Source organism: Streptomyces sp. SID5469 (genome assembly GCF_009862865.1).
GTDB classification, from domain to species: Bacteria; Actinomycetota; Actinomycetes; order Streptomycetales; family Streptomycetaceae; genus Streptomyces; species Streptomyces avermitilis.
Genome location: NZ_WWIN01000001.1, coordinates 6726988 through 6750210 on the forward strand (window position 1 = coordinate 6726988; position 23223 = coordinate 6750210).

General features: G+C 71.7%; 16 protein-coding genes. 12 read left to right on the top strand and 4 right to left on the bottom strand.

The features are described 5' to 3' along the window. Positions 1-220 precede the first annotated feature (220 nt). Positions 221-2131 (top strand): AMP-dependent synthetase/ligase, encoded by a 1911-nt coding sequence (locus GTY58_RS29050; RefSeq protein WP_010986964.1) that lies wholly within the window; start codon positions 221-223, stop codon positions 2129-2131. A gap of 178 nt (positions 2132-2309) precedes the next feature. Here GTY58_RS29050 and GTY58_RS29055 read toward each other — a convergent pair whose 3' ends face one another. Together GTY58_RS29055 and GTY58_RS29060 are read right to left on the bottom strand one after the other, a co-directional pair. Continuing rightward, positions 2310-2894, bottom strand: a complete 585-nt coding sequence (locus GTY58_RS29055; protein WP_010986965.1) for a response regulator — start codon at positions 2892-2894, stop codon at positions 2310-2312. Between the two features lie 12 nt (positions 2895-2906). Beyond that, on the bottom strand, positions 2907-7058 hold the full coding sequence (locus GTY58_RS29060; protein ID WP_010986966.1) for a HAMP domain-containing protein: 4152 nt from the start codon (positions 7056-7058) through the stop codon (positions 2907-2909). 102 nt (positions 7059-7160) lie between these two features. On the opposite strand from GTY58_RS29060, the gene GTY58_RS29065 reads away from it, so the two are divergent. Both GTY58_RS29065 and hemW read left to right on the top strand, forming a co-directional pair. Then, entirely contained in the window at positions 7161-9380 is a 2220-nt protein-coding gene (locus GTY58_RS29065) for a SpoIIE family protein phosphatase (protein ID WP_010986967.1), read from the top strand. Between the two features lie 35 nt (positions 9381-9415). Further along, on the top strand, positions 9416-10648 hold the full coding sequence (gene hemW, locus GTY58_RS29070; RefSeq protein ID WP_010986968.1) for a radical SAM family heme chaperone HemW: 1233 nt from the start codon (positions 9416-9418) through the stop codon (positions 10646-10648). A 36-nt stretch (positions 10649-10684) separates the two neighbouring features. Here the strand turns inward: hemW and GTY58_RS29075 are convergent, their stop codons facing one another. Together GTY58_RS29075 and GTY58_RS29080 are read right to left on the bottom strand one after the other, a co-directional pair. Then, a complete protein-coding gene (locus GTY58_RS29075) occupies positions 10685-11497 on the bottom strand; it encodes a DUF3097 domain-containing protein (protein WP_010986969.1) in 813 nt (270 codons plus the stop codon). 105 nt (positions 11498-11602) lie between these two features. Next, positions 11603-12331, bottom strand: coding sequence for an MBL fold metallo-hydrolase (locus GTY58_RS29080; RefSeq protein WP_010986970.1), 729 nt, complete (start codon positions 12329-12331; stop codon positions 11603-11605). Between the two features lie 191 nt (positions 12332-12522). Between GTY58_RS29080 and hrcA the strand changes: the two genes are divergently transcribed. The 9 genes from hrcA to GTY58_RS29125 all read left to right on the top strand — a co-directional run bounded on the left by hrcA (position 12523) and on the right by GTY58_RS29125 (position 23219). Next, on the top strand, positions 12523-13539 hold the full coding sequence (hrcA, locus tag GTY58_RS29085; RefSeq protein WP_010986971.1) for a heat-inducible transcriptional repressor HrcA: 1017 nt from the start codon (positions 12523-12525) through the stop codon (positions 13537-13539). Then, positions 13540-14676 (top strand): molecular chaperone DnaJ, encoded by a 1137-nt coding sequence (gene dnaJ, locus GTY58_RS29090; RefSeq protein WP_010986972.1) that lies wholly within the window; start codon positions 13540-13542, stop codon positions 14674-14676. It abuts the gene before it with no gap. A 190-nt stretch (positions 14677-14866) separates the two neighbouring features. Further along, positions 14867-15940 (top strand): nitronate monooxygenase, encoded by a 1074-nt coding sequence (locus GTY58_RS29095; protein WP_010986973.1) that lies wholly within the window; start codon positions 14867-14869, stop codon positions 15938-15940. Beyond that, on the top strand, positions 15937-16686 hold the full coding sequence (locus GTY58_RS29100; protein WP_010986974.1) for a 16S rRNA (uracil(1498)-N(3))-methyltransferase: 750 nt from the start codon (positions 15937-15939) through the stop codon (positions 16684-16686). The genes GTY58_RS29095 and GTY58_RS29100 overlap by 4 nt, the downstream gene beginning before the upstream one ends. Before the next feature lie 359 nt (positions 16687-17045). Then, positions 17046-17540, top strand: a complete 495-nt coding sequence (locus GTY58_RS29105) for a hypothetical protein (RefSeq protein WP_037645730.1) — start codon at positions 17046-17048, stop codon at positions 17538-17540. 71 nt (positions 17541-17611) lie between these two features. Then, complete coding sequence (locus tag GTY58_RS29110; protein WP_010986976.1) at positions 17612-20833, top strand: S41 family peptidase; 3222 nt, start codon at positions 17612-17614, stop codon at positions 20831-20833. 98 nt (positions 20834-20931) lie between these two features. Continuing rightward, the gene (locus GTY58_RS29115) at positions 20932-21285 is read left to right on the top strand and encodes a histidine triad nucleotide-binding protein (protein WP_010986977.1); all 354 of its coding nucleotides are present in this window, start codon (positions 20932-20934) and stop codon (positions 21283-21285) included. A 6-nt stretch (positions 21286-21291) separates the two neighbouring features. Beyond that, complete coding sequence (locus GTY58_RS29120) at positions 21292-22197, top strand: ribonuclease Z (RefSeq protein WP_010986978.1); 906 nt, start codon at positions 21292-21294, stop codon at positions 22195-22197. 20 nt (positions 22198-22217) lie between these two features. Further along, complete coding sequence (locus GTY58_RS29125) at positions 22218-23219, top strand: adenosine deaminase (protein ID WP_010986979.1); 1002 nt, start codon at positions 22218-22220, stop codon at positions 23217-23219. Positions 23220-23223 lie beyond the last annotated feature (4 nt).

A 23223-nucleotide genomic window follows, 5' to 3' on the forward strand; every position in this document is an offset into this window, starting at 1 on the left:
TTGCGCTCCGGCGCGGCGGGCCCTCGCGCGTCCGCCCGGTGGTTCTTGGGAGGAAGTGACAGGGCGTCGCCCCTTACGCACCGGCCGGACGCGCTCTACTCTGATCTCTGCTCGGTAGTTACTCGCGAGTTAAACAACAGCCGCAACCAGCCAGCCGCACAGCAGTCGATGCAGTCGATCGAGCCAGTCGCACGCACTGTCGCGGGCCCCGGAGGATGTCGTGAGCGACACACAGACCCTGATCGAGAACCGTCCGCCGTCCGTGGCGGCCCTCTTCCTGGAGCGCGTGGCGGCCACGCCGGACGCCGAGGCCTACCGCTACCCGGTACCGTCCCCCAAGCTCTCGGCTTCGCCCGAGCAGGGAGGCGCCCCCGCGGGCCAGGGCCCGGACGACTGGAAGTCGCTGAGCTGGGCGCAGGCCGCCGAACGGGTCTTCGCGGTGGCGGCCGGCCTCATCGAGCTGGGTGTGCAGCCGGAGCAGCGAGTGGCCCTCGCCTCCTCGACGCGGGTCGAGTGGATCCTGGCCGACCTGGGCATCATGTGCGCCGGCGCGGCCACGACCACGATCTACCCGCAGACCAACGCCGACGAGTCCGCGTTCATCCTCGCCGACTCCGAGAGCAAGGTGCTGATCGCGGAGGACGCGGCGCAGCTCGCGAAGGCGGTGGAGAAGCGCGCCGAGCTTCCCGCGCTGACCCATGTCGTGGTGATCGACCCCACGGGCGTGGAGAGCAGTGACTGGGTTCTCACCCTTGCCGAGCTGGAGGCCCGCGGCGCCGCCCACCTGGAGAAGAACCCCGACCTGATCAAGGAGAAGGTCGGCGCGATCACCTCCGACCAGCTCGCCACCCTCATCTACACCTCCGGCACCACGGGCCGCCCCAAGGGTGTCCGGCTCCCGCACGACAACTGGTCGTACATGGCGAAGGCCACCGCCGGGACCGGTCTGATCAGCGCGGACGACGTGCAGTACCTGTGGCTGCCGCTCGCGCACGTCTTCGGCAAGGTGCTCACGTCCGGGCAGATCGAGGTCGGGCATGTCACCGCCGTCGACGGCCGCGTCGACAAGATCATCGAGAATCTGCCGGTGGTGCAGCCGACGTACATGGCTGCCGTACCGCGCATCTTCGAGAAGGTCTACAACGGGGTCGCTGCCAAGGCGCGGGCGGGTGGCGGCGCCAAGTACAAGATCTTCCAGTGGGCGGCCGAGGTCGCCCGCGAGTACGCCAAGGTCAGCCAGGACAACTTCCGCCGTACCGGCGCGGCCTCCGTGCCGTTCGGGCTCGGCGCCAAGTACAAGGTCGCGGACGCGCTCGTCTTCGCCAAGATCCGCGAGGCCTTCGGCGGCAACCTGCGCGCGTGCGTCTCGGGCAGTGCCGCGCTCGCGCCCGAGATCGGCTACTTCTTCGCCGGCGCCGGCATCCACATCCTGGAGGGGTACGGCCTCACGGAGTCCTCCGCGGCCTCCTTCGTGAACCCCGGCGAGGCGTACCGCACCGGCACGGTCGGCAAGCCGCTGCCCGGCACCGAGGTGCGGATCGCGGACGACGGCGAGATCCTGCTGCGCGGCCCCGGCATCATGGAGGGGTACCACGGGCTGCCGGAGAAGACCGCCGAGGTGCTGGAGCCGGACGGCTGGTTCCACACCGGCGACATCGGCGAGCTGTCCCCCGACGGCTATCTGCGCATCACGGACCGCAAGAAGGACCTCATCAAGACCTCGGGCGGCAAGTACATCGCGCCCGCCGAGGTCGAGGGCCAGTTCAAGGGTGTGTGCCCGTACGTCTCCAACATCCTGGTGCACGGCGCCGACCGGAACTTCTGCACGGCCCTCATCGCCCTCGACGAGCCGTCCATCCTGGAGTGGGCCAAGGAGAACGGCCTGGCCGGCAAGTCGTACGCCGACGTGGTCGCCGCGCCCGCGACGGTCGCCCTGGTCGAGGGCTACGTCACGGAACTGAACGGTGGCCTCCAGCGCTGGCAGACCATCAAGAAGTTCCGCCTCCTGCCGCGCGACCTCGACATCGAACACGGCGAGATCACCCCGAGCCTCAAGCTGAAGCGCCCGGTCGTCGAACGCGAGTACAAGCATCTGATCGACGAGATGTACGCGGGGTCGCGGGAGGCTTAGGCGTCGGGTTCGGGTGGTCTCGGGGTCGGCTGGGGGTGCGGGGGTCGTCCCCCGCGGTGATGCAGCCGAGCACCTGATCGATGAGATGTACGCGGGGTCGCGGGAGGCCTGAGCGGCCCTGGAGGGGCGGGGGGTCACACACCCCGCCCTGAGCGCAGGTTCGTGGAGGGGCGGGGCGTCAGACGCCCCGCCCCTGGCGCATCCCCCGTAACAGCTCCTCCATCTGTTGCACGTGGTGGCGTAGCTCCAGGACCTCCTGGTGGTCGCTCGACGCCACCCGTGTCCCTATCTCTCTCAGGCGGGCCGCCAGCTCGTCGAACCGTTCCTGTTCGCGGGCGAGCATCCGTTCCAGTTGGCGGTTCTTGCGGTGCAGGTCGAGGAAGACGCTCACCTTGGCGCGCAGCACCCAGGGATCGAAGGGCTTCGTCAGATAGTCGGCCGCGCCGGTCGCGTATCCGCGGAACGCGTAGCCCGCGTCGGCGTCCGTACCCGTCAGGAAGATGATGGGGACGTCCTTGGTCTGGTCGAGCCGTTTGATGTTCGCGGCGGTCTCGAAGCCATCCATACCGGGCATGCGGATGTCGAGCAGGACGACGGCGAACCGCCGCCGCAGCAGCGCCTTCATCGCCTCCTCGCCCGACCGTGCGCGTATCAGCGGCTCGTTGAGGGACCCCAGGACGGCCTCCAGCGCCATCAGGTTGTCCTCCATGTCGTCGACCAGGAGGATGCTGGCGCGCTCGTCGGTCGTTTCCTCAGCGCTCATGGTGACTGTGCCTCACTCCGTCAGCGGCGGGACCGCGGGCTCCCCGGATGTGACCGGCCCCGGATCGGTGGGTTCGGCGAAGTCGTCCCGCTCCTCGGCGTCCGCGCCCTCGGGGTCCAGGAGCGCGCAGACGACGGTCAGCAACTGATCGACGTCCACCGGCTTCGGTACGTAGTCGTTGGCGCCGCGCGCGATGGACTTCTCGCGGTCTCCCGGCATCGCCTTCGCGGTCAGCGCGACGATGGGCAGGCCCGCCCAGCGCGGGGTGCGGCGGATGACGGAGATGGTCTCGTAGCCGTCCATCTCCGGCATCATGATGTCCATCAGGACGAGTTCGACGTCCGGATTGCGCTCCAGCGTCTCGATGCCTTCGCGGCCGTTCTCCGCGTACAGGACGGGCATGCCGACGCGGCCCAGCACATGGGTGAGCGCGAAGACGTTGCGGATGTCGTCGTCCACGATCAGCACCCGCCGGCCGGGCAGCACCTGCCCCGCGCGCCCCACCTGCCACTCCTCCAGCTTGGTGGGCGCAGGCCAGGAGTCCTCCGGATCGTGGGTGATGTACGACTCGGTGGACAGCTGCTCGGGCGTCGGCAGCGGACGTTCCTCGGGCGCCGGCCCGGTCGCCGCGTGGCCCGGGCTGACGACCGGGACGTACAGCGTGAAGGTGGACCCCTTGCCGGGGACGCTCTCGGCGATGATCCGGCCGCCCAGCAGACCGGCGATCTCCCGGCTGATGGACAGCCCGAGCCCCGTACCGCCGTACTTGCGGTTGGTCGTGCCGTCGGCCTGCTGGAACGCCTCGAAGATCACCGGGAGTTTCTCCGGCGCGATGCCGATGCCGGTGTCGGAGACCGCGAAGGCGATCACTTCCTCGCTGTCCTCGCGGGTGTAGCGGTGCTCGGGGTCCTTGACCCGGCCCACGCGCAGCTCGACCCGGCCGCTCGCGGTGAACTTGATCGCGTTGGACAGCAGATTGCGCAGGATCTGCTGGAGGCGCTGCTCGTCCGAGTACATCTCGCGCGGTACGTCCTCGCCGACCGCGACGTCGAAGGCGAGCCCCCGGTCGATCGTGAGCGGGCGGAACGTGGCGTGGACGTAGTCGAGCAGCTTGATCAGCGGGAGCTTCTTCGGGCGTACGTCCATCCGGCCGGCCTCGATCTTCGACAGGTCGAGGATGTCGTTGATCAGCTGGAGCAGGTCGGAGCCCGAGCGGTGGATCGTCGTCGCGAACTGCACTTCCTGGTCGGAGAGATGGCCGTCCGGGTTGTCGGAGAGCAGGCGGGCCAGGATCAGCAGCGAGTTCAGCGGCGTACGCAGCTCGTGCGACATGTTCGCCAGGAACTCCGACTTGTACTGGGACGATGTCGCCAGCAGGGCCGCCTTCTCCTCCAGTTCTGCGTTGGAGCGCTGCAACTCCGCCTGCTGGGACTGGAGTTCGTCCGAGCGGTCCTGGAGCTGGATGGCGAGGCGCTGGGACTCGCCGAGCAGGGACTCCGTGCGGGAGTTGGCGATGATGGTGTTGATCGCGACGCCGATGGTGTTCACGAACTGGTCGAAGAACGCCAGGTGGACATCGGAGAAGCGGGAGAAGGAGGCGAGTTCGATCACGCCGAGGAGCTTGTCCTCGAAGAGGATCGGGATGATGACGACGCTCGCGGGGGCCGCCTCCCCCAGACCGCTGTTGATCTTGATGTAGTCGGGTGGGGCCTCCTCCACCAGGATCCGCTTCTTCTCCCGCGCGGCCTGGCGGACGAGGCCGTGGACCGGCATGCCGCCCGTGTCGACGGTCACCGAGTGCGCCGAGCCGTATCCGGCGATGAACGCGAGCCCCTTCGCGGGGACGGTCGTGCGCAGAGAGGCGCCGTCCTCGTCGGGATCGGCCAGGAAGAACGCGCCGTACTGGGCGTTCACCAGCGGCGTCAGCTCGCGCAGGATCAGGTCCGCGACCTCCATCAGGTCCCGGTGACCCTGCATGAGCGCGGCGAGACGCGCCAGGTTCGACTCCAGCCAGTCCTTCGCGCGGGTGGTCTCGCGGAGGTTGGCCACCATCAGGTTGATGTTGTCCTTCAGCTCGGCGACCTCGCCACGCGTTTCCACGGAGATGGACCGCGACATGTCGCCCTGCGCCACCGCGGACGCCACCTCGGCGATCGCGCGGACCTGGGTGGTGAGGTTGAGCGCGAGCTCGTTCACGTTCGTCGTCAGGCGCTTCCAGGTGCCGTACACGCCCTCGACCCGTGCCTGGCCGCCGAGCTGGCCCTCGCTGCCCACCTCGCGGGCCACCCGTGTGACCTCCGAGGAGAAGGAGGACAGCGTGTCGACCATCGTGTTGATGGTGGTCTTCAGCTCCAGGATCTCGCCGCGCGCGTCCACGTCGATCTTCTTGGACAGGTCGCCCTGGGCCACGGCCGTCGCGACCTGCGCGATGTTCCGCACCTGCGAGGTCAGGTTGTCGGCCATGTAGTTCACGTTGTCGGTCAGATCGCGCCAGACGCCGGAGACGCCCAGCACCTGCGCGCGCCCGCCGAGCCGCCCGTCGGTGCCGACCTCACGGGCCACGCGCGTCACCTCGTCGGCGAAGGCGCGCAGCTGCTCCACCATCGTGTTGACGGTGTCCTTCAGTTCGAGGATCTCGCCGCGGGCGTCGACGGTGATCTTCTTCGACAGGTCGCCGTTCGCGACGGCCGTCGTCACCTGCGCGATGTTGCGGACCTGCGAAGTCAGGTTCAGGGCCATGAAGTTGACGTTGTCGGTGAGGTCCTTCCAGACGCCGGACACGCCCCGGACCTGCGCCTGACCGCCCAGGTTGCCCTCCGTGCCGACCTCGCGGGCCACCCGGGTGACCTCGTCGGCGAAGGCGGAGAGCTGGTCGACCATCGTGTTGATCGTCGACTTCAGCTCCAGGATCTCGCCCTTCGCCTCCACCGTGATCTTCTTGCCGAGGTCGCCCTGGGCCACGGCGGTCGACACCAGCGCGATGTTGCGGACCTGCGAGGTCAGGTTGTCCGCCATGAAGTTGACGTTGTCGGTGAGGTCCTTCCATACCCCCGACACGCCTCTGACCTGGGCACGGCCGCCCAGGTTGCCTTCGGTGCCGACCTCGCGGGCCACCCGGGTGACCTCGTCGGCGAAGGCGGAGAGCTGGTCGACCATCGTGTTGATCGTCGACTTGAGTTCGAGGATCTCGCCCTGTGCGTCGACCGTGATCTTCTGGCTGAGGTCGCCGTTGGCCACGGCCGTGGTGACCTGGGCGATGTTGCGGACCTGCGACGTCAGGTTCGACGCCATGAAGTTGACGTTGTCGGTGAGGTCCTTCCAGACCCCCGACACCCCGCGCACCTGCGCACGGCCGCCCAACTGGCCCTCCGTGCCGACCTCGCGGGCCACCCGGGTGACCTCGTCGGCGAACGCGGAGAGCTGGTCGACCATCGTGTTCACGGTGAGCTTCAGTTCCAGCAGCTCACCCGTCGCCTCGACGGTCACCGTTCGGGTCAGGTCGCCGCGGGCCACCGCCGTGGTCACCAGGGCGATGTCGCGGACCTGCGCGGTCAGCCGGGACGCCATCGTGTTGACCGCCTCGGTCACATCCCGCCAGCTCCCCGACAGGCCCTGCACCTTGGCGCGCCCGCCGAGCCGCCCCTCGGTGCCGACCTCGCGGGCCACCCGGGTCACCTCGCCGGTGAACAGCGACAGCTGGTCGACCATCTTGTTGACCGCCCGGCCCAGGCGGCGCAGATCTCCGCGCAACTGCCGGTTGCCGTCGTGCAGATCGACCCGCTGGGTCAGATCGCCGCCCGCCACCGCGTCCAGAACCCGCGTCGCGTTCGCCGCCGGAGCCACCAGCGCGTCGAGCAGCTGGTTCACATCGCTGACCCGGGCCGCCCAGTAGCCCTGCCCCGGGCTCGCCGACAGCCGCTCGTCGAGCCGGCCGTGCCGCACCAGCTCCCGCCGTACGCGCTGCACTTCCGAGTTGAAGTGGGCGTTCCGGTCCATGATCTGGTTGAAGGCCGTGCTCAGCTCGGCCACCAGGCCGTGCCCCGTCTCCGGCACCCGGGTGAAGATTCCGTCCCGGGCGGCGGTCATGGCGGCGAGCAGCGGACGCAGATCCGATGCTCGAATCTGTCCGTCTTCGAGCACTCGCGTAGCACTGTTCTCACTCATGGCGGCCCACTTCGGTAACTCGACGCTTATGGGCGCGGCCAGTCTGTCACTCTGTCCGCATCAACTGAGGTGTATTCGTCCGATCTGCTCGGGGAGCTGTCCATGGGGGCCTTTCCCACGCAACGGGAGACGCAGCGGGACGCGGTATCCCGCGCCCCCGGCGCGCCCGCGCACCAGGGGGCGGGACGGCGCACGACTGTGCGTACGACGCTGCCCGGCGGTTCTCTCGCGCCCGGCGCCGCCCGCCGCTTCGTCCGCGAGGCGCTGGCCGACTGGGCCGAACTCGGCCTGTCCGGCGCCGCGTCACTGCCCGGCCGGCTCTCCGACGACGCCGTGGTGGTGGTCAGCGAACTCGTCACCAACGCCGTCGTGCACGCCGGTACGGACGTCGACCTGGTGTGCCGCATCGACGAGTCCGAGGAGGAGCCGGCCGGGCTGGTCGTCGAGGTCTCCGACCGCCACCCTTCGCGTGCGGTACGGGACGAAGCCGCGGGCCACCCCTACGGCACCGCGGCCGCCGAACGCCCTTACGGCACGCCCGAGTACGGGCGCGGCCTGCGGCTCGTCTCCGCGCTCTCCGAGGCCTGGGGCATCACGTACCGCACCGGCGCCAAGACCGTCTGGGCCCGGCTGCCCGTCGACGGGGCGCTGCCTGTCGACGGGGCGCCGGCCGGCGACGGCGTGCTGCCCGTCGAGGGGACACCGGTCGTCGAGGACGGGATCGGGGCGTACGCCGGGGAGCGCTCCCTCGGACGCGGGCTGCGGGCGGACGAGATATTCGGGCCGGAGCACCCCGGGTATCCCGGCCATTTCGGGCACGTCGGGGGCTCCGAGCACTTCGAGCCCTTCGAGGGCCCCGAGCACCCCGACCGCTCCGGGCTCGATTCCGGGCTCGATTCCGGGCTCGGTATCGGGCTCGGTATCGGGTTCGCCGAGAATTCCGGCCACCCCGAGGCCTCCGGTCCACGCGGCACGCAGGACCACGACTGGCTCAACCGGGGCGCGCTCTCCTTCCTCGCCGAGGCCTCCGACCTGCTGGCCGGACAGCTCGACGAGGACCTGGTCGCCGCGCTCGCCGGCCAGCTCCTCGTACCGCGGCTCGCCGACTGGTGCGCGGTGTGGCTGGAGGACGAGGCGACGGGCTGGCGCGGCCCCGAGACGGGCATGGCTCCGGGGCCGCGGCTCGCCCGCGTCTGGCACGGCAGCGAGAACCGCATCGAGGACCTGCGCCGGGCGCTGGAGAGGCACCCGCCCCGGCTGCCCGAGTCGGTGCGCACCCGGCCCGTGCCCGCGCCCTGGCCCGCCGAGGCACTGGGCCCGCACGGCGCGAGCGGCTCGGCGCTCGCGTACCGGCTGATCGCCGGCGGCCGTCCGCTCGGCACGTTGGTCATCGGGCGGGCCGGGCTGCTGCGCTACCCCGACGAGATCACCGGCCTCGTGGAGGACCTGAGCCGCCGGGTGGCCCTCGCCATCGGGGCGGCCCGCCAGTACGCGCGCCAGGCCACCATCAGCCGGGTCCTCCAGCGCGGACTGCTGCCCGGCGCGGTCGCCGAGATCCCCGGGGTTCGCAGCGCCCTCGTGTACGAGCCGCTCGACAAGGGCGGACCCAGCGGTGACTTCTACGACCTGTTCCCGGCCGGGGACGGGCGCTGGTGCTTCGCCGTCGGCGATGTGCAGGGCAAGGGGCCCGAGGCCGCCGTGGTGATCGGGCTCGCCCGGCCCTGGCTGCGGCTCCTGGCGCGCGAGGGCTACCAGGTCGCGGACGTCCTGGACCGCCTCAACCAGCTCCTCCTCGACGACGCGACCGAGGCGGCGGACGCGGCGGCCAGGGCGCTGGTGGCGGCGGGCGGACCCGGTCTCGGCGCCGACGAGGGCCCGCAGAACCGCTTCCTGTCCCTCCTCTACGGCGAGCTGGTCCCCTTCGAGGGCGGGGTGCGGTGCACGCTCGCCTCCGCCGGGCATCCGCTGCCGCTGCTGCTGACCCCGGACGGCGACGTACGGCCCGTGGCTCAGCCGCAGACGCTCCTCGGGGTCGTCGAGGACGCGACGTACACCTGCGAGACCTTCGAGCTGCACCCCGCCGACACGCTGCTGTGCGTCACGGACGGGGTGACCGAGCGGCGCAGCGGCTCGCACCAGTTCGACGACGGCGACGGTCTCGCGGCGGCGCTGGCGGGGTGCGCGGGGCTGAGCGCCGAGCTGATCGCGGAACGCATCAGACGGCTGGTGCACGAGTTCGGGGCGCGCCCGCCGGAGGACGATCTGGCGCTGCTGGTGTTACAGGCGGAGCGCGGAGCACCGAGCCGGGGAGAAGGAACGTAAACGGGCATCCCCGCCGGTGCTGGACAATGGAAGGCATGCCTTCCGCACTTCCCGACGGCGAACCCGTCCCCGACGACGGTTCGCTGCCCGCGCACGCCCTGGCCGGGGCTGCCGAGCGTCCCCTCGGGTTCTACCTCCATGTGCCGTACTGCGCGACCCGCTGCGGCTACTGCGACTTCAACACCTACACGGCGACCGAGCTGCGCGGCACGGGAGGCGTTCTGGCCTCCCGCGACAACTACGCCGAGACGCTGATCGACGAGGTACGCCTGGCCCGCAAGGTGCTCGGTGACGACCCCCGCCCGGTGCGCACGGTGTTCGTCGGCGGCGGTACGCCGACGCTGCTGGCCGCCGACGACCTCGTACGGATGCTGGGGGCGGTCCGCGACGAGTTCGGCCTCGCCGACGACGCGGAGGTCACGACGGAGGCGAACCCGGAGTCGGTGGACCCGGCGTACCTCGCGACCCTGCGGGCCGGCGGCTTCAACCGTGTCTCCTTCGGCATGCAGAGCGCCCGGCAGCACGTACTGAAGGTGCTCGACCGCACGCACACGCCCGGCCGTCCCGAGCGGTGCGTCGCGGAGGCGCGGGCGGCGGGCTTCGACCACGTCAACCTGGACCTGATCTACGGCACACCGGGGGAGACGGACGACGACTGGCGGGCCTCGCTGGACGCGGCGCTCGGCGCGGGCCCGGACCACATCTCCGCGTACGCCCTGATCGTCGAGGAGGGCACACAGCTCGCCCGCCGCATCCGCCGCGGCGAGGTCCCGATGACGGACGACGACGTCCACGCCGACCGGTACCTGATCGCCGACGAGATCCTGTCGTCGGCGGGCTTCGACTGGTACGAGGTGTCGAACTGGGCCACCTCCGAGGCGGGCCGCTGCCTGCACAACGAGCTGTACTGGCGGGGCGCCGACTGGTGGGGCGCGGGACCCGGCGCGCACAGCCACGTGGGCGGGGTGCGCTGGTGGAACGTGAAGCACCCGGGGGCCTACGCGGGCGCCCTGGCGGCGGGGAAGTCCCCGGGCGCCGGACGCGAACTCCTCTCCGAGGAGGACCGCCGCGTCGAACGCGTTCTTCTCGAACTGCGGCTGCGTGAGGGCTGCCCGCTGTCGCTGCTCCGCCCCGACGGCCTGGCCGCCTCCCGCCGGGCACTGTCGGACGGCCTCCTGGAGCCCGGCCCGTACGACGCCGGCCACGCCGTTCTCACGCTGCGGGGGCGGCTGCTCGCGGACGCGGTGGTCAGGGACCTGGTGGACTGAGCCGTCGGCGGCCGGGGTCCGGCGCTTGTCCGGGGGTCAGGCCGGACCTCCGGCCGTGACGAAGTCGATCAGCTCCTCCACCCGGCCCAGGAGCTCCGGCTCCAGATCCTTGTAGGAGCGCACGCGGGACAGGATGTGCTGCCAGGCCGCGCCCGTGTTCTCCGGCCAGCCGAGCGCGCGGCACACGCCCTTCTTCCAGTCCTGGCCGTGGGGGACACGGGGCCAGGACTGGATGCCGACCGACGCCGGCTTCACCGCCTCCCACACGTCGATGTAGGGGTGGCCCACCACCAAGGCGTACTCGCTCGTCACCGACTCCGCGATGCGGGACTCCTTGGTGCCGGGGACCAGGTGGTCGACCAGGATGCCGAGGCGCGCGTCCGGGCCCGGGGCGAAGTCCGTGACGATCCGTGGCAGGTCGTCGACGCCCTCCAGGTACTCCACCACCACCCCCTCGACGCGCAGATCGTCGCCCCACACCTTCTCGACCAGCTCCGCGTCGTGGCGGCCCTCGACGTAGATGCGGCCGGCGCGGGCCACCCGGGCGCGGGCGCCGGGGACGGCCACCGAACCGGAGGCGGTACGGGTGGGGCGTACGGGAGCGTTGCCGGACGGGCGGACGAGGGTCACCACGCGGCCCTCCAGCAGAAAGCCCCGCGGCTCCAGCGGGAACACCCGGTGCTTGCCGAAGCGGTCCTCCAGCGTCACCGTGCCCGCCTCGCAGCGGATCACCGCCCCGCAGAAGCCGGTGCCGGGCTCCTCCACCACCAGACCCGGGTCCGCCGGGACCTCGGGCACGGGCTTGGGCTTCTTCCACGGCGGGGTCAGATCCGGCGAGTACTGGCGCATTCGCATGACGATAGGAGAAGCGCGGCGGGAGACGGAGGAGCGGGGCGCCCCGACACGCCGGGAGTCCCGCAATCCGGCGTGCCCACGCCGTCCCGAAGCGGGTCGCTACGCGATGCCGAAGCGGGCCGCCAGTTCGTCCCGCTGGGTCCGGACGAATGCCGCGTCCACCGTGGCTCCGTGGCCGGGGACGTACACAGCGTCCTGTCCGCCCAGGTCCAGCAGCCGGTCCAGGGCCGCCGGCCAGTGTGACGGGATCGCGTCCGGCCCTGCCTGGGGCTCGCCCGACTCCTCCACCAGGTCGCCGCAGAAGACGACCTCCGGCGAGGAGGACACCAGGACGGCCAGGTCGTACGCCGTGTGACCGGGACCCACGTTCGCCAGCAGCACCTGCACCTCGCCGCCCAGGTCCAGGGTCCACTCGCCGAAGACATGGTGGCGGGGGCGTACGAGCAGGTCCGCGGCCCCCTCCGCCGCGCGCGGGTCCAGGCCGTTGCGCACGGCGTCCGCGCGCAGCTCCTCGCGGCCGTGCGCGAGGGCCGTGTCCAGGCCGACCGCGCCGAAGACCTCCACCCCGGAGAACGCCGCCGCGCCGAAGACATGATCGAAATGGGGGTGTGTGAGCGCGAGATGCGTCACACGGCGGCCGGGTCCCAGCAGCCGCTGCGCCTCCGCCCGCAGCAGCGCGCCCTCCCGCAGACTCGACCCCGCGTCGATCATGAGGGCCGCGCTGTCGCCGATCACCAGCCCGACCGTGCAGTCCCACCCCGGAAGCCGGCGCCGCCCGACGAACGGCGCCACGCTCTCCCATCCCGCCTCTTCCCAAGTCACCCGCATACGGAGACGCTAGCCCCAGCCGCCCCGCCCGGCAGGACACCACCGGACAGGTCGGTCACCTCGGCACGACTTCGCAGGACCGCCCTTGCCGGGGCCGTACCTCACAGCCGTACACTGGGCGCGGGGATGCTGGCACTCGCGCGCGCTGAGTGCCAGGAGAAACGGCGAGCGGACGACTGGAGGTGTGCGCGATGCTCAGTGAACGCAGGCTCGAGGTGCTGCGCGCCATCGTCCAGGACTACGTCGGCACCGAGGAGCCGGTGGGTTCCAAGGCGCTCACCGAGCGGCACAACCTCGGAGTCTCCCCGGCGACCGTGCGCAACGACATGGCGGCGCTGGAGGACGAGGGCTACATCGCGCAGCCGCACACCAGTGCGGGCCGCATCCCCACGGACAGGGGCTACCGCCTCTTCGTCGACAAGCTCGCGGGCGTCAAGCCGATGACCGGGCCCGAGCGGCGCGCGATTCAGAACTTCCTCGACGGCGCCGTCGATCTCGACGATGTCGTCGGCCGGACCGTGCGGCTGCTGGCGCAGCTCACCCGGCAGGTCGCCGTCGTGCAGTACCCGTCGCTGACGCGGTCCACCGTGCGGCACGTGGAGCTGCTGTCGCTCGCCCCCGCGCGCGTGATGCTGGTACTGATCACGGACACGGGCCGGGTCGAGCAGCGGATGATCGACTGCCCGGCGCCGTTCGGGGAGACGTCCCTCGCGGATCTGCGCGCGCGGCTCAACAGCCGGGTCGCCGGCCGTCGCTTCGCGGACGTGCCGCAGCTCGTGCAGGACCTGTCCGAGGCGTTCGATCCCGAGGACCGGGGTACGGTCACGACCGTGCTCTCCACTCTTCTGGAGACGCTCGTCGAGGAGACCGAGGAGCGGCTGATGATCGGCGGCACCGCCAATCTCACCCGCTTCGGACATGACTTCCCTCTCACGATCCGGCCGGTCCTCGAGGCGCTGGAGGAGCAGGTCGTGCTCCTCAAGTTGCTTGGTTCGGCCGGGGATTCGGGCATGACCGTACGGATCGGTCACGAGAACGCGTATGAGGGACTCAACTCCACGTCCGTGGTCTCCGTCGGCTACGGTTCGGGCGACGAGGCAGTAGCCAAACTCGGCGTGGTCGGACCGACCCGCATGGATTACCCGGGAACGATGGGAGCGGTACGCGCAGTGGCACGGTACGTCGGACAGATCCTGGCGGAGTCGTAAGTGGCCACGGACTACTACGCCGTACTCGGCGTGCGCCGCGACGCGTCTCAGGACGAGATCAAGAAGGCATTCCGGCGGCTCGCTCGCGAGCTGCACCCGGATGTCAATCCCGATCCGAAGACGCAGGAGCGCTTCAAGGAGATCAACGCCGCCTACGAGGTGTTGTCGGACCCGCAGAAGAAGCAGGTCTACGACCTCGGCGGTGACCCGCTCTCGCAGAGCGGCGGCGGAGGCGCGGGCGGCTTCGGCGCCGGTGGCTTCGGCAACTTCTCCGACATCATGGACGCGTTCTTCGGCACGGCGTCGCAGCGCGGACCGCGCTCGCGCACCCGCCGGGGCCAGGACGCCATGATCCGGGTGGAGATCGAGCTCGACGAGGCGGCCTTCGGCACGACGAAGGACATCCAGGTCGAGACGGCCGTCGTCTGTACGACGTGCAGCGGCGAGGGTGCCGCCCCGGGGACGAGCGCGCAGACCTGTGACATGTGCCGCGGCCGCGGTGAGGTCTCGCAGGTGACGCGGTCCTTCCTGGGCCAGGTCATGACGTCCCGCCCCTGCCCCCAGTGCCAGGGCTTCGGCACGGTCGTTCCGACGCCGTGCCCGGAGTGCGCGGGCGACGGCCGGGTGCGTTCCCGCCGGACCCTGACCGTGAAGATCCCGGCCGGTGTCGACAACGGCACACGGATCCAGCTCGCGGGCGAGGGCGAGGTCGGCCCCGGCGGCGGTCCGGCCGGTGATCTGTACGTCGAGATCCACGAGCTGCCGCACCAGACCTTCCAGCGGCGCGGCGACGACCTGCACTGCACGGTCACGATCCCGATGACGGCGGCGGCCCTCGGCACGAAGGTCCCGCTGGAGACGCTGGACGGCATGGAGGAGGTCGACATCCGCCCGGGCACGCAGTCCGGTCAGTCGATCCCGCTGCACGGCCGGGGCATCACGCATCTGCGGGGCGGCGGCCGGGGCGATCTGATCGTCCACGTCGAGGTCACCACGCCGACGAAGATGGACCCCGAGCAGGAGCGCCTGCTGCGTGAACTGGCCAAGCTGCGTGGCGAGGAGCGGCCCACGGGGCAGTTCCAGCCGGGGCAGCAGGGACTGTTCTCGCGGCTGAAGGACGCGTTCAACGGCCGCTGACATGGGTGCGGTCCGGTGGCTGCCGCCCCGGACCGACGGACGGGGCGCGAGTACGGTCGCAGGGCCGGATGGCCTGATCTCGCCCCCGAAGGACGGTGCCCGCGCCGCCTGACGCGAGCCCATTCCGCCGGCCTATGCCAGCAGCACGGCCGGATTCGGACTTGTACGGAGGACGTGACAACATGCCGTCATGTCCTCCGCGCTGACCGATCTCTTCCCACATCCGATCGTGCAGGCCCCCATGGCGGGCGGCGTCTCCGTGCCGCAGCTCGCCGCCGCCGTGTCCGAGGCCGGCGGGCTCGGGTTCCTCGCCGCCGGGTACAAGACCGCCGACGGCATGTACCAGGAGATCAAGCAGCTACGCGGGCTGACCGGCCGCCCCTTCGGCGTGAACCTCTTCATGCCGCAGCCCGAGCAGGCGGACCCCGCCGCCGTCGAGGTCTACGCCAACCAGCTCGCCGGCGAGGCGTCCTGGTACGAGACCGAGCTCGGCGATCCCGACAGCGGCCGCGACGACGGCTACGACGCCAAGCTCGCCGTCCTCCTCGACAACCCGGTGCCGGTCGCCTCCTTCCACTTCGGCTGCCCCGCCCGCGACGTCCTGGAGGCCCTCGCCCGCGCGGGAACCTTCACCCTGGTCACCGCGACCACCGTCGACGAGGCCCTCGCCGTGCAGCGCGCGGGCGCCGGCGCGGTGATCGTCCAGGGCGTGGAGGCCGGCGGCCACCAGGGCACCCACCGCGACAACCCGGAGGCGGACGGGGCGGGGATCGGCCTCCTCTCGCTCCTCGCGCAGGTCCGCGAGGCCGTGACGCTCCCGATCGTCGCCGCCGGCGGCATCATGCGGGGCAGCCAGATCGCCGCCGTCCTCGCGGCCGGCGCGAGCGCCGCCCAGCTCGGCACGGCGTTCGTCGCCACGCCCGAGTCCGGCGCCAACGCCCTGCACAAGCAGGCGCTGACCAACCCGCTCTTCGTCCGCACGGAGCTGACCCGCGCGTTCTCCGGGCGTCCGGCGCGCGGCCTGGTCAACCGCTTCATGCGCGAGCACGGGCCGTACGCGCCCGCCGCCTACCCCGAGGTCCACCACCTCACCTCGCCGCTGCGCAAGGCGGCGGCCAAGGCGGGCGACGCGCAGGGCATGGCGCTGTGGGCCGGCCAGGGCCACCGCATGGCCCGCGAACTGCCCGCCGGACAGCTGGTGCGGACCCTGGCCGACGAGGTCGAGGCCGCGAAGACAGCGTTGTCGGGCGGTGGCGCGCGATGACCGCACCGGTGTTCGTGGTCGAGCATTTCAACGCGGGCGGTGGCGGACACTACGTGCTCGACGGCGCCGAAGGACGGCACGCCGTCTCCGTGAAGCGGCTGCGGCCCGGTGAGGACGTCGTCCTCACGGACGGGGCCGGACGGTGGGCGGACTGCGTGGTGCTCGGCACCGAGGGCAAGGACCGGCTGATCGTCCAGATGGACTCGGTGACCGAGGAGCCGCCGGAGGAGCCGCGCATCACCGTCGTCCAGGCCCTGCCCAAGGGCGACCGGGGCGAACTGGCCGTCGAGACCATGACCGAGACCGGCGTCGACGCGATCGTCCCGTGGGCGGCCGCCCGCTGCATCACGCAGTGGAAGGGCGACCGGGGCCAGAAGGCGCTCGCCAAATGGCGGTCGACGGCGCGCGAGGCCGGCAAGCAGTCCCGCCGGGTCCGCTTCCCCGAGGTCGCGGGCGCGATGACGAGCAAGCAGGTCGCCGCACTTCTCGCCACGGCGGATCTGGCGGCGGTGCTGCACGAGGACACGGAGCACGGCACCGAGCCGTTCGCGACGGCCCAACTGCCCACGTCCGGGTCGATCGTGCTGGTGGTCGGCCCCGAGGGCGGGATCTCTCCCGAGGAGATCGAACTCTTCACCGGGGTGGGCGCGAAGACGTTCCACCTGGGGCGCACCGTGCTGCGCACATCGACCGCCGGGACCGTGGCGACGGCGCTGCTGCTCGCCCGTACGGGCCGCTGGTCCTGACCTCCGCGGGGGACAGCGTGGAACTCGCCCAAGTACGGCTGCTCGTCGCGGACTGTGCCGCCTGCCTGCACCCATGACCGACCGCAGGCGCGGCGCCCACCTCAAGGACCCCGAGGGCACGGGTGGGCGGGGCGGGGCGAGACTCGATTGTGACGTGGGCGCGCCCCGAGTGGCCGCATGCGGTCTACCGCGACGCGCGGGACGGTGGGAGGCTGCCCTCCATGGGGGCATTGAGGCTGATTTGGCGGCGTCCACTCAGGCAGCGTCCGCTCACGCAGCGTCCAGGCGGGCGGCGATCGCGCGGGCAGCGCCCGCCCGGGCGCCGGCTGGCCGCGGCGGCCGGACTCGCGGTGGTCGCCATGGGCGGTGCCGTCGCGTGCCAGCCCGGCGATCTGAGCACGGCCGCGGTGGCGTACACGACCGACCGGACCGCGACGACGGAACTCGAACGGCAGCATGTGAACGTCCGCTGGCTCAGCTGCACGGCCACGTACGGGAACGGCAACAAGGCCTACACGCCCGGCAAGTCGTCCTCGCCGACCGCGAGCACGAACACCGTCGCCACCGTCGACTGCCGGGGGCAGACCTCGGACGGCAAGAAGATCACCGTCAAGGGGAAGGTCACCCGCGCGGTCGACGGCAAGTGCGTCCGCGGAAACCTCACCGCCACGGTCGGCGGCAAGGAGTGGTTCCACGTGAACGGCCTCGGCAACTGCGACGCCGCCAGTACGCCCACGTACACCCCGCCCGTCACCTACCGGCCGAGCCCCGGACAGCCGGGCCCCACCGTCACCGTGACGAGGACCATCTGGTGCCAGGGCGACCCCACCTGCTGGCCGGTCCAGGGGAAGTGACGTGCGGAGCCGATGAGGGCAAGTGATCCAAACCCCTCCCCGAGGGCGCGGTCGCTGCTTAGGGTGATTGGGTGACACAGCCCGCATCGCCCGCGTATCTCCGGTTCCCGCACCTCCATGGCGAGTTGGTCGCCTTCACCGCCGAGGACGACGTGTGGGTCGCCCCCCTCGACGGCGGCAGAGCCTGGCGGGTGAGCGCCGACAACGTTCCGGTGACCCACCCCCGTATCTCCCCCGACGGCACGACCGTCGCCTGGACCTCCACCCGCGACGGCGCCCCCGAGGTGCACATCGCCCCGGTCGACGGCGGCCCCGCCCGACGCCTCACCCACTGGGGCAGTTCGAGGACCCAGGTGCGCGGCTGGACCCCAGCGGGACAGGTGCTCGCCATCAGCACGGTCGGGCAGGCCTCACTGCGCCGCAGCTGGGCCCGCGCCGTCCCGCTCGACGGCGGCCCCGCGACCACCCTGCCGTACGGGCCCGTCGGCGACGTCTCGTACGGCGGCCCCGGCGTCCTCCTGCTGTCCGCTCCCATGGGGCGCGAGGCGGCCTGGTGGAAGCGCTACCGCGGCGGTACGGCGGGCAAGCTGTGGATCGACCGGGACGCCGAGGGGGAAGAGGCCGGCGAGTTCGTACGCCTCCACGCGGACCTGGACGGGAACATCGAGTACCCGTCCTGGGTGGGAGAGCGCGTCGCGTTCCTCTCCGACCACGAAGGCGTCGGGGCGCTGTACTCCTCCCTCGCGGACGGCTCGGACCTGCGCCGGCACACCCCGATCGACGGCTTCTACGCCCGGCACGCGGCCACCGACGGCACCCGCGTCGTCTACTCCTCGGCCGGTGAGCTGTGGCTCCTCGACGACCTCGACGGGGCCGAGCCGCGACGCCTCGACATCCGGCTCGGCGGACAGCGCGCCGACCTCCAGCCGCACCCCGTGAGCGCGGCCCGCTGGTTCGGGGCCGCCGCGCCCGACCACACCGGACGCGGCAGCGCGATCTCCGTCCGCGGCGCCGTCCACTGGGTCACCCACCGCTCCGGGCCCGCCCGCGCCCTCGCCGCCGAACACGGCGTACGCGCCCGGCTGCCGCGCACCTTCCGCGTGGACGGCGAGGAGCACGTGGTGTGGGTGACGGACGCCGAGGGCGAGGACGCCCTGGAGTTCGCCCCGGCGACCGGTGCCGCGCCCGGCGCCATCCCGCGCCGGCTCGCCGCCGGGCAGCTCGGCCGTGTCGTCGGGCTCGCGATGGCCCCCGACGGCAGCCGGGCCGCCGTCGCCTCGCACGACGGGCGGGTGCTGCTCGTCGAACAGGAGACCGGAGAGGTGCGGGAGGTCGACCGCAGCGAGGACGGGGACGTCACCGGCCTCGTCTTCTCACCCGACTCGGCGTGGCTGGCCTGGTCGCACCCCGGTCCGCGACCGCTGCGCCAGCTCAAGCTCGCCAACACCGCCGACCTGTCGGTGACCGAGGCGACGCCGCTGCGGTTCCGGGACTACGCGCCCGCGTTCACGCTCGACGGCAAGCACCTCGCCTTCCTGTCGGCACGCTCCTTCGACCCGGTCTACGACGAGCACGTCTTCGACCTCGCCTTCGTCGGCGGCTCGCGCCCGCATCTGATCACCCTCGCCGCCACCACCCCGTCCCCCTTCGGGCCGCAGCGGCACGGACGCCCCTTCGACGCGCCCGACAAGGACGAGACGCCCGACAGCGAAGGCGCCCCGAGCACCCGGATCGACCTGGACGGGCTCGGCGACCGCATCGTGCCGTTCCCCGTCGAGGCCGCCCGCTACTCGGGCCTGCGGGCCGCCAAGGACGGCGTGCTGTGGCTGCGCCACCCGGTACGCGGAGTGCTGGGCGCCTCCCGCGCCACCCCGGACGACCCGGACCCGAAGACCGAACTCGAACGCTACGACCTCGCCCAGCAGCGCATCGAGCACCTCGCCGCGGACGCCGACCACCTCGCGGTCAGCGGCGACGGCAAACGGGTCCTGCTGTGGACCGACGGCAAGCTCAAGGTCGTACCCAGCGACCGCCGCGCCTCGAACGACGACGAGAGCGACACCAACATCACGGTGGACCTGTCCCGGGTACGGCAGACCGTCGACCCGGCCGCCGAGTGGCGGCAGATGTACGACGAGGCGGGCCGCCTCATGCGGGACAACTTCTGGCGGCCCGACCTGGCCGGGGTCGACTGGGAGGGCGTACTGGCACGCTACCGGCCGGTCCTCGAACGGGTCGCGACACACGACGACCTGGTCGATCTGCTCTGGGAGGTACAGGGCGAGCTCGGCACCTCGCACGCCTATGTCTCCCCCGCGGGCGGAGGCTGGGCCGGCGACCGGCAGCAGGGGCTGCTCGGGGCGGACATCTCCCGGCACGAGGACGGGAGCTGGCGCGTCGACCGGGTGCTGCCCTCGGAGACCTCCGACCCCGACGCCCGCGCCCCGCTGGCCGCGCCGGGCGTCGCGGTGCGGGCCGGGGACGCGGTCATCGCCGTCGGCGGGCGGCCGGTCGACCCCGTGACCGGGCCGGGGCCGCTGCTCGTCGGGACGGCGGGCAAGCCGGTCGAGCTGACGATCTCGCCGTCCGGCGGCGGGGATCCGCGGCACGCGGTCGTGGTGCCCATCGCGGACGAGGAGCCGCTGCGGTACCACGCGTGGGTCGCCGACCGGCGGGCGTACGTCCACGAGAAGTCCGGCGGACGGCTCGGGTACCTGCACGTGCCCGACATGGTCGGCTCCGGATGGGCGCAGCTCCACCGCGACCTGCGCATCGAAGTCGCCCGGCAGGGACTGGTCGTGGACGTCCGCGAGAACCGCGGCGGCCACACCTCCCAGCTGGTCGTCGAGAAGCTGGCGCGCCGGATCGTGGGGTGGGACCTGCCGCGCGGGATGCGGCCGTACAGCTACCCCGAGGACGCGCCGCGCGGACCGGTCGTCGCCGTCGCCAACGAGTTCTCCGGATCCGACGGCGACATCGTCAACGCGGCGATCAAGGCCCTGGGGATCGGACCCGTGGTCGGCACGCGGACGTGGGGCGGCGTGGTCGGGATCGACAGCCGGTACCGGCTGGTCGACGGGACGCTGGTCACCCAGCCCAAGTACGCGTTCTGGCTGGAGGGTTACGGCTGGGGCGTGGAGAACCACGGCGTCGACCCGGACGTCGAGGTCGTCCAGACCCCGCAGGACCACGCGGCCGGCCGGGACGTCCAGCTCGACGAGGCGATCCGGATCGCCCTGGCCGCCCTCGAGGAGAACCCGGCGAAGACGGCCCCGTCGTTGCCGGAGTCGTAGCGCACGCGGCGCCGGGGTGACCGCCCTTGGGAGTGGTCGCCCCCCGCGCTCGATACGATGCCGAGGTAACGATCATCCGGTTCGAGGGAGGCACGCACATGGCGGGAGAGCCGCAGGACGACTGCCTGTTCTGCAAGATCGTCGCGGGGCACATTCCGGCGACCCTCGTGAGGGAGACGGAGACCACCGTCGCCTTCCGCGACATAAACCCCCAGGCACCGACCCACGTGCTGGTCATCCCCAAGGTGCACCACCCCGACGCCGCCGCCCTCGCCGCCGCCGAACCGGCGATCGCCGCCGATGTGCTCCGCGAGGCCGGCGAGGTCGCCCGGGACGAGAAGCTCGAGAGCTACCGGGTCGTCTTCAACACCGGCAGCGGCGCCGGACAGACCGTCTTCCACGCCCACGCCCACGTCATCGGCGGGCGCGGCATGCAGTGGCCGCCCGGGTAACTCGACATGTCCGTACGTGAGTTGGTGGTCCTCGGCACCGCGAGCCAGGTTCCCACCCGGCATCGCAACCACAACGGCTATCTGCTGCGCTGGGACGGCGAGGGCATCCTCTTCGACCCCGGCGAGGGCACCCAGCGGCAGATGCTGCGCGCGGGGGTCGCCGCGCACGATCTGCACCGGATCTGTGTCACGCACTTCCACGGGGACCATTCGCTGGGGCTCGCCGGGGTCATCCAGCGGATCAACCTCGACCGGGTGCCGCACGAGATCACCGCGCACTATCCGGGCTCCGGGCAGCGGTTCTTCGAACGGCTGCGGTACGCCACGGCGTACCGGGAGACCGTGGCGCTCACCGAGGCGCCGGTCGCCGCCGACGGCGTGATCGCCGACACGCCCGCGTACGTGCTCGAGACCCGCAGGCTCTCCCACCCCGTCGAGTCCTTCGGGTACCGGCTCGTCGAGCCCGACGGGCGGCGGATGCTGCCCGAGCGGCTCGCCGCGCACGGGATCAAGGGGCCCGACGTCGGGAGGATCCAGCGGGAGGGGGCCATCGGGGGCGTCTCGCTCGAGGACGTGAGCGAGGTCCGGCACGGGCAGCGGTTCGCGTTCGTCATGGACACGCGGCTGTGTGAGGGCGTGCACGCGCTCGCCGAGGGGTGCGACATGCTCGTCATCGAGTCGACGTTCCTCGACGGGGATCACCAACTCGCCGAGGACCACGGGCACCTGACGGCAGGCCAGGCCGGGCGGGTGGCGAAGGACGCGGGGGTACGTCATCTCGTACTGACCCACTTCAGCCAGCGCTACTCCGACCCCGACGCATTCGAGCGGGAGGCGCGGGCCGGCGGGTTCGAGGGTGAGCTGACCGTGGCGCACGATCTGCTGCGAGTGCCGGTTCCGAAACGCCACTAAAACGCCCGTACGATACGTCGATGCCCCTCCCCAAAGCTGAACTGCACCTCCACATCGAAGGCACCCTGGAGCCCGAGCTGGCCTTCGCGCTGGCCGCGCGCAACGGTGTCCCGCTGCCGTACGCGCACACGGACGAGCTCCGCAAGGCGTATCAGTTCGACGACCTTCAGTCGTTCCTGAACCTGTACTACGAGCTCATGGCCGTGCTGCGGACCGAGCAGGACTTCGAGGACCTCGCGAACGCGTATCTCCCGCGGGCCGCCGCGCAGGGCGTGCGGCACGCGGAGATCTTCTTCGACCCGCAGGCCCACATCGCCCGGGGGGTGGCGATGGGGACCGTCGTCGAGGGGCTGTGGCGCGCCCTCGGCAGGAGTACCGAGAACCACGGGGTCTCCACCCAGCTGATCATGTGCTTCCTGCGGGACGAGTCCGCCGAGTCGGCGCTCGAGACGCTGGAGGCCGCGAAGCCCTACCTCGACCGGATCATCGGCATCGGTCTCGACTCCGCCGAGGTCGGGCACCCGCCGGCCAAGTTCCGCGAGGTGTACGAGGCCGCCGCGGCCCTCGGTCTGCGCCGCGTCGCGCACGCCGGGGAGGAGGGGCCGCCCGAGTACATCACCGAGGCGCTGGACGTGCTGGGTGTCGAGCGGATCGATCACGGCCTGCGGTGCATGGAGGACGACGCGCTCGTCGAGCGGCTCGTCCGGGAGCGGGTGCCGCTGACGCTGTGCCCGCTGTCGAACGTGCGGCTGCGCGCCGTGGACGTCCTCGCGGAACACCCGCTGCCCGCGATGCTGGACGCCGGGCTGCTGTGCACGGTCAACTCCGACGACCCCGCGTACTTCGGCGGGTACGTCGCGGACAACTTCCACGCTGTACGGGACGCGCTGGGGCTGGACCAGGAACGGATGCGGGAGTTGGCCCGCAACTCGTTCGTCGCGTCCTTCCTGGAGCACGACGAGGAGCGGCGGGCGCGGTATCTCGCCGAGGTCGAGGCGTACGACTTCCCGGGCCGGCCGTAGCGGG